Genomic DNA, 13,246 nt, shown 5'->3' on the forward strand with positions numbered 1-13,246 from the left:
GGTAAGGACAAGTCCGTCAACACATTTCTGTCATTTTAGCGTCGTCATTCCGCCGCGATTGCGCGCTCCCTGCCAATGGGTTCGATACCCTGAAGCACTGCCGGCTTCTCGCCCCCATAGGCCCAGTCGAGCAGCTCCGCCGTGTGCAGGATGGGGATTTTCGTGCCGGACGCGATCTGCGTGATGCAGCCGATATTGCCGGTTGCGATCGCCTGCGGACCGACGCTCTCGATATTCTTCACCTTGCGCGCCTTCAGCCGCGCGGCGATCTCCGGCTGGGTGATGTTGTAGGTGCCGGCCGAGCCGCAGCAAAGATGGCCCTCGGGAATTTCGTGCACGGTGAACCCCGCTTTCGACAGGAGCGATCGCGGCGGGGTCTTGATGCGCTGGCCGTGCTGCATGGAACAGGCGGAGTGATAGGCAATGTCGAGACCGGTCGCGTTGACCGGTTCGGGGATATCGAGGGTCGCCAGATATTCGGTGATGTCGAGCGTCTTTTTGGAAACGGCAGCCGCCTTGTCCTTATAGGCCGGGTCCAGGCGCAGCATGTGGGCGTAATCCTTCACCGTGGTGCCGCAGCCAGACGCGGTCATGATGATGGCGTCGAGACCCTCGCCCTCGATCTCCCGCATCCAGGTATCGATATTCTGTTTGGCGAAGGCGTGGGCATCGTGCTCCTTGCCCATGTGGTGGACGAGGGCGCCGCAGCAGGTCTCGCCTTTCGGCACCACAACCTCGACGCCGAGCCGGTTGAGAAGGCCGACGGTCCTCTCGTTGATCTTCGGATCGAGCACCGATTGGGCGCAGCCACGCAGGATCGCGACCCTCCCCCTTCGCGCGCCTTCGGCCTTGCGCACGCCCGGCTCATTGACCGTCGACTTCGCCGGCACCTTGTCCGGGGCAAGCCGAAGCATCGCGCCCATGGGCTTCAGCGGCTTGATCGTCTCGATCAGCCCCGCAAAGGGCCGGCCGAGCCTTGCAAGCTTCAGGCTTGCGCGGAAGCGGTCCGGATAGGGCAGGACGAGCGCCAGCAGCTTCCTCGTGATCCGGTCGATCAGCGGGCGCTTGTAAGTGCGCTCGATATGGTTTCGCGCATGGTCGACCAGATGCATGTAGTTGACGTCGGCCGGGCATGTGGTGATGCAGGCGAGGCAGGACAGGCACCGGTCGATATGGGTGACGATCTGATCGTCCGCCGGCCGGTCGTTTTCCAGCATCTCCTTGATCAGGTAGATGCGCCCGCGCGGGGAGTCGAGTTCGTTGCCGAGGGTCACATAGGTCGGACAGGTCGCCGTGCAGAACCCGCAATGCACGCATTTGCGGATGATGCCTTCCGAATTGGCGACCTCCGGATTTTCCAGCTGAGCGGGTGTGAAATTGGTCTGCATCAGGCCTCAACCTCAAAATTGAAACTTATCGAATAGCGCTTCAATTCCAGTTGAGGAACGACACGCGATGCCGCCTTGGATCGGCGATCGAAATCATGGGCTACAAGGATTCCGCGAACCGGCGCATTTTCCTCTTCTGCGGAGAGATCGCCCATGTAACCAAGTATCTGGCCTATAGCTCTGCTGTCACCGCGCCCAGCTTTAAGTTCGACTACGACGAGACAACCGCCGCGATCGCGGCATGTGATATCGATAAAACCGGAATCGACGGATCGCTCAGCGCCATCGTCGATGATTGTCAGTCCGCTTTCGAGGCTAGCAATATTGCGACGCAGCTCGAACTGCATATCGCGTTCGAGCGAAAATCGAGACTGGATAGCGACCTCAGAGTCAGGTTCTGCCGCGTTGTCACTTCGAATAGACGCGTTTTCCGAAGCGAGCAATCTGAAGCGGATATAGCGTTTGGCGGCATCTCGAAGCGATTGTAGCCCAGTGCGGAAGTCTCCGTTTAAAACAATTCTCGACGGGTTCGGCCTGTTGCTCTGGGCATCTGCGGTCGTATAGCCGAGTTCTTGGACAAGCCCTTCAATCGTGCCCGTGTCGAACAATTCATCAAGCGAACCGTATGCGCGCTCCAAACGCTCTATACGAGCGATCTGCATGGTTTGAGTGCTTTCGGCATATCCCTGGTCGACAAGCCACGCGCGGTAATCGTCTCTCATAGCGATCGATTACCCCATCTTTCCCGGATTGAGCACGCCGGAGGGGTCGAACTGCTCCTTCAACCGCCGTGAAAGGCCGGAAAGCGCCTGCGGCTGCGGCTGGAAAACCTCGCTCGCGGCGCGCACCTGTTCGCTGGCACGCACGAGCGTCGCATGGCCACCGCCGATTTCCTTCACCCCGGCGCGGACCAGATCTGCCTCCGGCTCGCCGCCCTCCATACGCAGCCAGATCAGCCCGCCCTGCCAGTCGTAGAAGGCGTCGATCGCGGCGTGACGCCTCAGGCCCATGACAAGATCGTGCCCCGCCGTCGGCGCGACCGAGATGCGCCAGACCGGGCGCTCCGTGCCGTCGGCGAACGGCGTCACGTCCTTGATATCGCGCCACAGGGCCTTGGACTCCTCGCCATAGAGGTGTTGGAGCTTGCCCATATCCTCGAGCACGGTGCCAAGATGCCTCGCCCGCGCCTCGACGGACGGCCCGAATCCCTCGAGCCGGATCGCCGTCGCGGCCTCGTCGCCCAGCCCGCCCTCGACCACACGCTTGGCAACGAGCATTGGCAGGTGAGCCGCACCCGACACTTCGGCCGGCGAGCCCATGGCTCGTGCCATCGCGGCGCTCGCCTCCTCGTCGGACAGGCCGCGCAGGATCAGCGTCGTCTCGGCCTCGGCCTTCGGCAGCACCTTGATGGTGATGTCGCTCATCACCGCGAGCGTGCCGAAGGAGCCGGCAAGGCCCTTCGACAGGTCGTAACCGGTCACGTTCTTGACGACCCGGCCACCGGATTTGAAGGCCTCCGCTCGCCCCGAAACGGCATGAACCCCCAGGATATGATCCCGCGCCGCGCCCTGTTTCAGCCGCCGTGGCCCTGCGAGATTGCAGGCGATCACACCGCCGAGCGTGCCCTCTCCGCGCTCCCGGCCATGCAGCGGGCCGTAATCGATCGGCTCGAATTCAAGGCGTTGTCCTTCCTTTTCGAGCATCGCCTCGATCTCGGCGATCGGGGTGCCGGAGCGCGCCGAAAGAACCAGTTCGTCGGGCTCGTAAAGGGTCACGCCGGACAGATTGCGGGTCGAAAGCGTCGCGCCGGCCTGCACCGGCCGCCCGAGCCCGGATTTGGATCCGGTTCCCTCGACCGCCAGCGGCGTTTCCTCCGAGACCGCCGCCGCGATGATCTCCCGCAACGCCTCGACGGAGTTCGGCGCGTAGACGCGGGGCTCGGTCCCGGCCCCGTGTTCAGGTTGTCGAAGCTGACTCATAGGAGATCCGTTCGCGCGTAGAGGTCTTTCAGGCGGCAGGAGAAGCTGAATTCGGGAAGGTCGAACACGGCCTCTGGGTCCATATAGACACGCTCGGCCCAACCGCATGATCGTGCCCAATGGCGCAGGCGCATCTCGTTTTGCGATAGGATGACGATGTGCTGGCACTCCGGCAGTTCGGTGTAACGCTGGCGCTTCGTCACGAGATCGACATGCTCGGTCGATGGCGAGAGCACTTCGGCCACGAGCCTGCAGGTTTCGTAGAAGCGGTCGGTCGGCCGGGCGACCTCCTCATCCGGATCAATCACGACCACATCGGCTTCAGGACGAAAAGACGTGTCGGTCGGATGGCGCAACGGAACTTCGCGGTCTGCTTCGAGTGGTAGCTGCGCAGCCCGCAAGGCCGCGTTCAGGAGCCGCTCGAGGTTCTTGGCAATGGCCCGGTGTCGCATGGATGGCGGCGGCATCATGAACGGAATTCCCTCGATCAGTTCCCAATGGCCATCGTCGGACCTCTCGTCGAGGAAATCGAGGAAACTTGCCTCGTCGAAGCGGGATCGAGCACGGCTGACCAGTTCTTCCACAGCACTCATCGTCAAAACCTCGGCAGATCGGGAAAGGCGACCTCGCCCTTGTGAACATGCATCCGGCCGAGTTCGGCGCAGCGGTGGAGCTGCGGAAAGACCTTTCCGGGATTGAGCAGGTGCTTGGCGTCGAAGGCGCATTTCACCCGCTGCTGATGCTTCATGTCGATTTCAGTGAACATCTCGCCCATCAGGTCGCGCTTTTCGACGCCCACGCCGTGCTCACCGGTCAGGACCCCGCCCACCTCGACGCAGAGCTTCAGAATGTCGTTGCCGAACGCCTCGGCCCGTTCCAGCTCGCCCGCATTGGCATCGTAAAGGACCAGCGGATGGAGGTTCCCGTCGCCGGCGTGGAAGACGTTCGCGACCTGAAGCCCGTATTTCGTCTCCATCGCCTTCATACCGGCCAGAACCTTCGGCAGTTCCTTGCGCGGGATCGTCCCGTCCATGCAGTAATAATCGGGCGAGATGCGCCCGACCGCCGGGAATGCCGCCTTGCGGCCCGCCCAGAACGCCGCGCGTTCGTCTTCGTTCTGCGAGACCCGCGTCGTCGTCGCGCCGTTCTCACCCGCAATCGCCTCGACTTCGGTCAGAAGGTGGTCGACTTCCGCCTTCGGCCCGTCGAGCTCGACGATGAGAAGCGCCTCCACATCCCGTGGATAGCCGGCGTTGACGAAGTCTTCCGCCGCATGGATCGCCGGCCTGTCCATCATCTCCATGCCGCCGGGAATGATGCCCTTGGCGATGATCGAGGCGACGCACTCGCCCGCCTGTTCGGAGGAGGGAAAGCCGATCAGCACGGCCCGCGCCGTTTCCGGGGCCTGCAGAATGCGCACGGTCACCTCGGTCACGACACCGAGAAGCCCCTCCGATCCGGTCATCAGGCCCAGCATGTCGTAATGCCCGTCCGCATCGAGATGCTTGCCGCCCAGCCGCACGACCTCGCCCTCGATCGTCACGAATTCGATGCCGAGCACGTTGTTGGCCGTCAGACCGTATTTCAGGCAGTGCACGCCGCCGGAATTTTCCGCGATATTGCCGCCGATCGAGCAGGCGATCTGCGAAGAGGGATCGGGCGCGTAATAAAAGCCGCGATGCTCCACCGCCTTGGTGATGCCGAGATTGGTGACGCCCGGCTGGACGACGGCGCAGCGATTGTCGAAATCGATGTCCAGCACCTGGTTGAACTTCGACAGGACCAGAAGAACCCCGTCCTCCAGAGGCAGGGCGCCGCCGGAAAGCGAGGTGCCGGCCCCGCGCGGCACGACCGGGATGTCGTTCTGATGGCAGTATTTCAGCACTTTCGAAACCTGGCGCACGGTCTCCGGCAACACGACGACGAGGGGAAGCTGGCGATAGGCGGTGAGGCCGTCGCTTTCGAAGGCCTTCATCTCGTTGGTGGCATCGACGACGCCTTCGCCGGGAACGATCGCGCGCAGGGCCGACACGATGTCCTCGCGCCGGGACAAGACCGCCTCGGACGGTTTCGGCATCGCAATCGACATGGGCTGACCTCCTCAAATTCCTCAGCTTCAAATTAAGGGTGAAGCGAAGGCGCGTCCACTGCGCGATCGCCGCATGGGCTTGCGGGGGGTCCGAAAGCCGGCAGGGCTGGCCAGTTCTTGCCCAATAAAGGCTGATGCGCCGTGGCCTGCCTCCCTTACGCCTCTTCGTGCCGATCTGGCGAAAACGAACCGCCGGGGAAGGGCTTTCATCCTCTCGTTAGCGGCGAGGAATGGATCGTATCCTGCCGGCCATTCGACGGGCCGAGTGAAAGTGCGATCGCCCTTCAGCGCGAAATGCGATGAGACGGACTCGAGATTTCGCTCTGAAGGTTTGGCTTTGCGCATGATGCTATCCGAAACGGCATGCTGCGTTTCGGCGACATACCCTAACGCGCATTTTCCTCCGTCGACACCTCCATACGCGGCCCGCTCCAGCTCGCCTCCACCACCGGCAGCATCAGGTCCTGCCGGCCCGGCCTGAACCGTTCGGAGCCGAAGGCACCGGCCTCGATCATCTGCGGGAACGTTCCTCGTCGTTCCCAGTCCGGAGAAATCCCGAGCATCGGCACGATGCGCTCGATCAGCTTGCCCGCGACCGGCACCGCGTTCCAGCCGGACGTGCGGAAGCCGTAGGTTTCCTTCAGTCCCTTCGGTTCGTCGAGCATCACCAGAATGAGGTAACGGGGCTCGTCGGCCGGCACCACGCCCATGAACGAGGTGAGCACCTTGTCCTTGGCGTAGCGTCCGTTCACCACCTTTTCGGCGGTGCCCGTCTTGCCGCCGATCATGAAGCCGTCGACATTGGCTTTCTTCGCCGAACCGACCTCGGCATTGAGGCGCATGAGATAGCGCAGTGCCTCGCCGGTCCGCTCGCTGACAAGACCGGTTTGGAGCACGCGTCCTTCGACCGGCGCATCCTTGATGAAGGTCGGGCGGATCAGCGTTCCCCCATTCACAAGGGCGGCGATCGCCGTGCTCGCCTGAAGCGGCGTCACCGCCAGACCGTGGCCGAACGAGATCGTCGCCGTGTTCAGCATGCGCCAGTTGGAGGGGAGGATTGGCGAGGCGCTTTCCGGCAGCTCCGTCGTCAGCCGATCGAGAAGGCCGAAGCGCTTCAGAAAATCGCGCTGCCCGTCGACACCGATCTCCATCGCCATCTTCGCCATGGCGATGTTGGAGGAATGAATGAAGGCCTCCGGCACGCTGAGCGGGCGCTTCTCGCCGCGATAATCGTTGATGCGGAAGCGTCCGAACTGGAGCGGCTTCGTCGCATCGAGCACGGAACGGATACTGAAGCGGCCCGAGTCGAGCGCCATCGCCGTGTTCAGTGCCTTGAAGGTCGATCCCATCTCGTAGGTCCCGACATTCATCCGGTTGATCCTGTCCGGCTTCAACGCGTCGGATGGCTGGTTCGGATCGAAATCGGGCAGGGAGACGAGGGCAATGACCTCGCCCGTCTTCACGTCGAGGACGAGGCCCGAGCCCGCGACCGCGTCGAACGTGTCGATCGCCTTCACGAGTTCGTCGCGCACCGCGTGCTGGACCCGGTTGTCGATGCTGAGCGCAACGGGCTCGAGATCCTCACGCGTGAAATCGAGACCGGCTTCGCGCAGGCCCGCATGCCCCTCCCGGTCGATCCATCGCTCGATCCCGGCCGTTCCGCGATTGTCCACATCGACCGTTCCGAGAAGATGGGCCCCGCTCGGACCGTTCGGATAAAGCCGCTTGGTTTCGGTTCGAAAGCCGACGCCGGGAATCCCCTGGGCGAACACGGCCTGGCGCTCGGCCGGCGTCACGCGCCGCTTGATCCATGCAAAGCCCGAGTCCGACGAAAGCAGCCGGTGGGTCGCCACCGGATCGAGATCGCTTAAGGCCGCCGTCAGCTTTTCCACCGCCTCGTCCACGTCGACGATGCGCCGCGGCTCCGCGAAGATCGAGCTTGCGGGCAGATCGGTCGCCATGGTGGTGCCGTTCCGATCGAGAATATCGGGGCGGGCGGCGGACGGCGCTGACAGGGCAAGCACGGCCTGCGTCGGCTCGATATTCGCGAATTCGGCAAGGCGATAGACGATTGCCCCGTAGACGGCGCAGAAAGCCGTGATGGCCATCAAAAGACGTGGCGATGCCTGCATGACGCCTCCGAAGGATCATCACGTTCAGAATTCATTAAGAATACTGCCGATTCTTGACCACGTATTCCCTGACACCACTCAGCTTAGCTGCGTTTTCAGTCCGTCAAAATGAATTAAATTTGTGTTCTATTTGAATTCATATGCGATAATCTTGCGCGACCGATCCCCTCGCCGGGCCGCTTGACGGCCGGACCTCGGCGGATCAAATGGTCCCATGATCTCCCAGCGTGCCCGCTATGCCATCCGCGCGATGTTCAACATCGCTCCAAGAACGATCCCCGTCTCGGCCTCGGTCATCTCGGACGAAGAGGCCATTCCGAAGAAATTCCTGGAAGCCATTCTCGCCGAACTCAAACAGGCCGGCTTCGTCTCCAGTTCGCGCGGCAAGAACGGCGGCTATCTCCTTGCGTTGCCGGCCTCCGAGATCAGCTTCGCCGATGTTCTGCGGGTGGTCGACGGTCCCCTCGCACTGGCCCCTTGCGCCAGCCGCACGGCCTATCGCCGGTGCGATGACTGCAGGGATGTCGAAACCTGCGAGACCCGCAAGGCGCTTTTGAGGGTCAGGGACGCGACCGCCGAAATCCTGGAAAACCGGCGGTTCGACGAGATCCGGGCGGCTGATCCAGTCGCCGGACCTTAGCCTTCCGGCTGGTCCATGCCTTTGCGAACTGCGGCTGGACGCGGCGGGGCGGATTTTTCACGCTTCGACCCGGTTCGGAGGATCAATTGGAATATCCTACTCATTCAGTGGGGTTATTGAAAACATAAATACCTATCGAATGAGTATGATATTGACATAGGCTTGCTCCATCGTCCCTTTGGAGTTCGCAAATGACCGATTTCCTTCTCTTTCTCCTCGTCGGCGGGCTCGCCCAGCTCGTCGATGGCGCCCTCGGCATGGCATACGGCGTCGTCTCCTCGACGGTCCTGATTTCGTTCGGCGTCGCCCCCGCTGCCGCATCGGCATCGGTCCACACCGCCGAACTCTTCACGACCGCGGCCTCCGGCACGGCCCACGCCCTGAACCGCAATATCGACTGGAAGCTCTTCTGGCGGCTGGTCCCCTTCGGCGTCCTTGGCGGCGTTGTCGGAACCTATGTGCTGACGAGCTTTTCCGGCTCGGTGATGAAGCCCTATGTCGCCGCCTATCTTTCGATCATCGGCCTCTACCTGATCACCCGCTCTTTTCGAAAGATCCCCTCCCGGCCCGTTCCGGGGCCGGTCGCCCCGCCCCTCGCCCTTGCCGGCGGCTTTCTCGACAGTGTCGGGGGCGGTGGCTGGGGACCGGTCGTCACGACCGGGCTCCTGGGCGCGGGCGGGGCTCCGCGCTACGTGATCGGCACGGTCAATACGGCCGAATTTCTCGTCACGCTCGCGGTGTCCCTGAGCTTTCTCTTCGCGCTCCTCACCGGGCACTGGGAAGACGCCGGCGATCTCGCCTCCCACGGCCTTGCGATCCTCGGCCTGATCGTCGGTGGCGTCATCGCGGCACCCTTTGCCGGCTACGTCGTGCGCAAGCTGAAGGAGACGATCCTCCTGCGTCTCGTCGGCGGCCTCATCACCGTCCTGGGACTGGTGCAGGTCGTCCAGATCCTCCTGTAACCCGAACGCCGTCCGCTCGGTTGACGATAACGGATTTTACGGACGCTCAAGCACCGCACCAGGCTGTGCCGGGCGTCCGGCCGCATCAGCCGAAGTCCCCGCCCACGCCCTGACACGCAAGGCTTTGCGCTGCCCGGCAAGGCTCTTCGAGGCGCCCCGGCTTCACAGGCGAACCTCCGCGTTAACCCTTTGTTAACCGGGGTTTCGCGCAAGCTTACCAACGCATGGTCGGCTCACGGTAACCTTTTATTAAGCGTGAAATCGGGGGTGCGTCATGGCTGGTGCTCTAGGCGGACAGGCACAACAGATCGTTTCGAACCTCTCACAGCTGGGACCCAGGAAACTGGCGGCTCTCGGCATTGTGGGACTGCTCGTCGTGGTTCTTGTGGGGCTTGGAAGCTATTTCCTGTCCCGCGCGGACATGGAAACACTTTATTCAGGCCTCGACCGCCAGGATGTCACCCGAATCGGTGCGGCTTTGACGGAGGCTGGCATTCCGTTCGACGTGACGGCCGAAGGCGACGCGGTCAAGACGCCCTTCTCGCAGACCGGCGATGCGCGCATGCTGCTTGCCGAAAAAGGCCTCCCGCGCTCGGAAAACGCCGGCTACGAGCTGTTCGACAATATCGGCTCGATCGGCCTCACCTCCTTCATGCAGGAAGTCACCCGCGTCCGGGCGCTCGAAGGTGAGATCGCCCGCACCATCCAGTCGCTGTCCAATATTCGTGCCGCGCGGGTCCATATCGTCCTTGCCGACGAGGGCTCGTTCCGCCGCGAGCGCCGCAAGCCCTCGGCCAGCGTCGTGATCCGGACCGATTCCTCGGGCGATTTCGGCTCGGCCGGAGCGATCCGCTCGCTGGTCGCCGCGGCGATCCCCGGCATGACCGCGCAGGAAGTCACCGTCCTCAACTCCGACGGAACGCTGCTCGCATCGGGCGAGGACAGCCTGTCGAGTGCGCCCACCAAGCTCTTCGGCATCGAGAAGATCATGTCCGGCAGCGTCGAGGAATCGATCCGCCGCACGCTCGCGCCCTATCTCGGCGTCGGCAACTTCCAGACCTCGGTTCAGGCAAGCCTCAACACGGATCGCAAGCAGGTTTCCGAACGCATCTTCGATCCCGAAAGCCGCGTCGAGCGCTCGATCCGCTCGGTCAAGGAGAGCGATCAGAGCCAGAACACGACCCAGAACCAGGCAGTCGGTATCGAGCAGGACATCCAGGCAGCCGACGAGGTACAGGGAGCACCTGGCGGCGAGAATTCCTCGGACGAGAAGCAGCGCAAGGAGGAGCTCACCAACTTCGAGATCAACGAGAAGACGATCCAGACGACGTCGGAAGGCTACGAGGTCGAGCATCTGTCGATCGCGGTCGTCATCAACCGCCAGCGTCTCGCCGACGCGATCGGGGAGAATGCGACAGACGCCGATATCGACGCGCGGATCGTGGAGATCGAGTCCCTCGTTGCCTCCGCCGCGGGCTTTTCCGAAGAGCGCGGCGACAAGCTGAAGGTGACCGCCGTCGACTTCGTCGGCGCCGCCGAGGCCCTCGAGCCGATCCCGGGCCCCGGCTTCGGCGAGATGTTCATGCGCCAGTCCGGCACCCTGATCAACGCCTTCACCATTCTCACCGTCGCGGTTCTGGTCATCTGGTTCGGCCTGAAGCCGGCCATCCGGGCCCTCGCCGCGCCGGAGCCGATGGGCCCCGAAGCCGGCAACGACAACGCCATCGAAGACCTCCAGCGTTACGGAGAAGGCGTCGATCCAGCTTTGGCAGGTACATTCGGCCTCTCGACCGCCCAGCCTGGGTTTGTCGAGGACATGTCAGGAGCGACCCCCTCCCCCCAGGCCCGCCTGGAAGCGCTCGTGAACATCGACGAAGGTCAGGCCGCCAATGTTCTCAAGCAGTGGCTCAAACAGAAAGAGGCCGCGTAAATCATGATCCCTCTGGCACAATATCTGAACGATCGCGAAAACGATTCCGGCTTCAAGAGTCTCGCTCCCAAGCGCCCGGCACGCGGCGCAAAACAGCCCGGCGAATTCAATGCAATCGGCAGCGAGCGTCCGGCGCGCACCCGGCGCAAGCCGCAAGGCTTCGAGGGCATGGGCGGCGAGGCGGCAGAATCGGCCTTCCCGTCCGAGGACGGCATCGATCTCGACACCGCCTCGCTGATGGAGGAGATGGAAAGCGAGCTCAGAAACAGGGCCGCTCCGCAACAGCCGTCGCAGGATGCCCGCGCTCTTCAGGACGAACTGAAGAAAAATGCCGGCCGGATCAATGCGTCCCCCTCCCCTGCCTTGGAATCGGCGCGTCAGGCCGCCTACGAACAGGGCCGGACCGAGGCGCTGGAAGAGGCCGCGGCTGAGCGCGACGCCGCGATCGAGGCGGCGGTCGAGGAAGAGCGTGCCGCCGCTCATGAACGACAGATCGAAGCAATCGAAGCGGCGCGCGCCGAGTGGGCCGAGAGCGAGGGCACGGCACTTGCAGAGGCTCTCGCCACCCAGACCGAGCGCCTCAGCGATGCCATGCGCACCACCTTGTCGAGCATTCTGAAGCCCCTGGCGATCAACACCCGTCAGCGCCAGTGCATCGACGAGCTCGTCCGCTCGATCGCGCTCGCGGCCTATGACGGCCAAGCGATTTCGGTGAAGGCGAGCGGCTCGGTCGATCTCCTCGGTCATCTGGAGGCAGCGCTTGGCGAGCGCGCCGCCCATGTCACCTTCAATCCCTCCGACGAGGCGAAAGATGTGAAGATCGAAATCGGTCAGACGGTGCTTCAGACCCGTCTTGGCGAATGGCGTTCCGCTTTGGAGACGGCTTTGTCATGAGCGAAGCAGGCCACCGGGAGCATCAGGAAATCATCATCGTCAAGCGCAAGGGCGGCGGTCACGACGAGCACCATGGCGGCGTGTGGAAGATCGCGTTCGCCGACTTCATGACGGCGATGATGGCCTTCTTCCTCGTCATGTGGCTGACCAACTCCACCGACGATGCGACCCGGACGCAGGTCGCGCAGTATTTCAACCCGATCAAGCTGACGGACTCGAAGCCCGCCTCCAAGGGCCTGGACAACTCCCAGGACCAGTCCAAGAAAAGCGCGGACAGCGATGGCGATTTCGAGAAGGAAATCGTCGGAAAGAGCGGCGGCAAACCGATTGCCGGCGACGAGGAAGGCGGCGAGGAACAGGCCCTCTTCCGCGATCCTTACGCGGTTCTCGCCGAGATCGCCGCCAATTCCACCTCCTCCGGGTCCGGGGAGAGGGAAGGCGAGCCCGACGGCAGCGGCCTGCCCGGTCTCAACGGCGGCGACGCCTATCGCGATCCTTTCGATCCGCAATCCTGGCAGCTTTCGCCGAACATGGCAGAGACCGGCGGCGACCTTGGCGAGCTTCCACCGTCCGAATTCAAGACCGCCGTCCTGCCGCCGGAAGGCGCGGATGCCGGTGCCACCGAAGGCGAGGGCGAGACCGAGGTTGCGGCCAAGGCCGAACACGAGGGCGATAAAGCCGACGCAGCCAAGGAAAAGGACGAGGAACCCGTCGACAGCGAGACGGCGGACCTGAAGAGCGACATCGATGCCGAGCTTGCCGATATGGGCGATGGCGTACCCTCGAAGGTCGAGGTCAGCAAGGGCGATGGCGGCGTCATGATTTCGCTCGCCGACAATTTCGATACGGGCATGTTCTCGGTCGGTTCGGCCAAGCCGAATGCCGAAACCATCAAGATGATGGAGAAGATCGCCAGTGTCCTGATGACGCGCAAGGGCAAGATCATCATTCGCGGCCACACGGACTCGCGTCCGTTCAACGACGAGAACTACGACAACTGGCGTCTTTCGACGGCACGCGCTCACATGGCCTATTACATGCTGACGCGGGGCGGGCTCGGAGCCGAGCGCGTCGAAGCGATCGAAGGCTTCGCCGACCGCAAGCCGAAGGATCCCGAAAATCCGGAAGCCGACATCAACCGGCGCATCGAGATCCTTCTGGTCGAGGACACCTGACATGGCGCGCAGTTTTCTCCTCCGCTCCCTCCTTGCCGGCACATGTCTCGCCCTTTC

General features: G+C 63.1%; 11 protein-coding genes. 5 read left to right on the top strand and 6 right to left on the bottom strand.

Going from position 1 to position 13,246, the window contains the following annotated elements; all coding sequences use genetic code 11:
• Positions 1-44: 44 nt before the first annotated feature.
• The 6 genes from glcF to ABDX79_RS17125 all read right to left on the bottom strand — a co-directional run bounded on the left by glcF (position 45) and on the right by ABDX79_RS17125 (position 7,588).
• Positions 45-1,388, bottom strand: coding sequence for a glycolate oxidase subunit GlcF (gene glcF / locus ABDX79_RS17100; RefSeq protein WP_346221520.1), 1,344 nt, complete (start codon positions 1,386-1,388; stop codon positions 45-47).
• Complete coding sequence (locus tag ABDX79_RS17105) at positions 1,388-2,110, bottom strand: endonuclease NucS domain-containing protein (RefSeq protein ID WP_346221521.1); 723 nt, start codon at positions 2,108-2,110, stop codon at positions 1,388-1,390. Before ABDX79_RS17105 ends, glcF begins: the two co-directional genes overlap by 1 nt.
• Positions 2,111-2,119: 9 nt before the next feature.
• Positions 2,120-3,367, bottom strand: a complete 1,248-nt coding sequence (gene glcE, locus ABDX79_RS17110; RefSeq protein ID WP_346221522.1) for a glycolate oxidase subunit GlcE — start codon at positions 3,365-3,367, stop codon at positions 2,120-2,122.
• On the bottom strand, positions 3,364-3,960 hold the full coding sequence (locus ABDX79_RS17115) for a Uma2 family endonuclease (RefSeq protein ID WP_346221523.1): 597 nt from the start codon (positions 3,958-3,960) through the stop codon (positions 3,364-3,366). Before ABDX79_RS17115 ends, glcE begins: the two co-directional genes overlap by 4 nt.
• A 2-nt stretch (positions 3,961-3,962) precedes the next feature.
• Positions 3,963-5,456, bottom strand: coding sequence for an FAD-linked oxidase C-terminal domain-containing protein (locus ABDX79_RS17120; RefSeq protein WP_346221524.1), 1,494 nt, complete (start codon positions 5,454-5,456; stop codon positions 3,963-3,965).
• A gap of 386 nt (positions 5,457-5,842) precedes the next feature.
• Entirely contained in the window at positions 5,843-7,588 is a 1,746-nt protein-coding gene (locus ABDX79_RS17125; RefSeq protein WP_346221525.1) for a peptidoglycan D,D-transpeptidase FtsI family protein, read from the bottom strand.
• Between the two features lie 214 nt (positions 7,589-7,802).
• Between ABDX79_RS17125 and ABDX79_RS17130 the strand changes: the two genes are divergently transcribed.
• The 5 genes from ABDX79_RS17130 (at position 7,803) to ABDX79_RS17150 (ending at position 13,189) form a co-directional block, all read left to right on the top strand.
• Complete coding sequence (locus ABDX79_RS17130; protein ID WP_346221526.1) at positions 7,803-8,228, top strand: RrF2 family transcriptional regulator; 426 nt, start codon at positions 7,803-7,805, stop codon at positions 8,226-8,228.
• 191 nt (positions 8,229-8,419) lie between these two features.
• Positions 8,420-9,190 (top strand): sulfite exporter TauE/SafE family protein, encoded by a 771-nt coding sequence (locus tag ABDX79_RS17135; protein ID WP_346221527.1) that lies wholly within the window; start codon positions 8,420-8,422, stop codon positions 9,188-9,190.
• A gap of 274 nt (positions 9,191-9,464) precedes the next feature.
• A complete protein-coding gene (fliF, locus tag ABDX79_RS17140; protein WP_346221528.1) occupies positions 9,465-11,120 on the top strand; it encodes a flagellar basal-body MS-ring/collar protein FliF in 1,656 nt (551 codons plus the stop codon).
• Between the two features lie 3 nt (positions 11,121-11,123).
• Complete coding sequence (locus ABDX79_RS17145; RefSeq protein WP_346221529.1) at positions 11,124-12,014, top strand: hypothetical protein; 891 nt, start codon at positions 11,124-11,126, stop codon at positions 12,012-12,014.
• Positions 12,011-13,189: a MotB family protein gene (locus ABDX79_RS17150; RefSeq protein ID WP_346221530.1), complete on the top strand. Its 1,179-nt coding sequence runs from the start codon at positions 12,011-12,013 to the stop codon at positions 13,187-13,189. The genes ABDX79_RS17145 and ABDX79_RS17150 overlap by 4 nt, the downstream gene beginning before the upstream one ends.
• The last annotated feature ends 57 nt before the right edge of the window (positions 13,190-13,246 follow it).

It is taken from the genome of Fulvimarina fulva (assembly GCF_039652615.1).
GTDB lineage: Bacteria > Pseudomonadota > Alphaproteobacteria > Rhizobiales > Rhizobiaceae > Fulvimarina.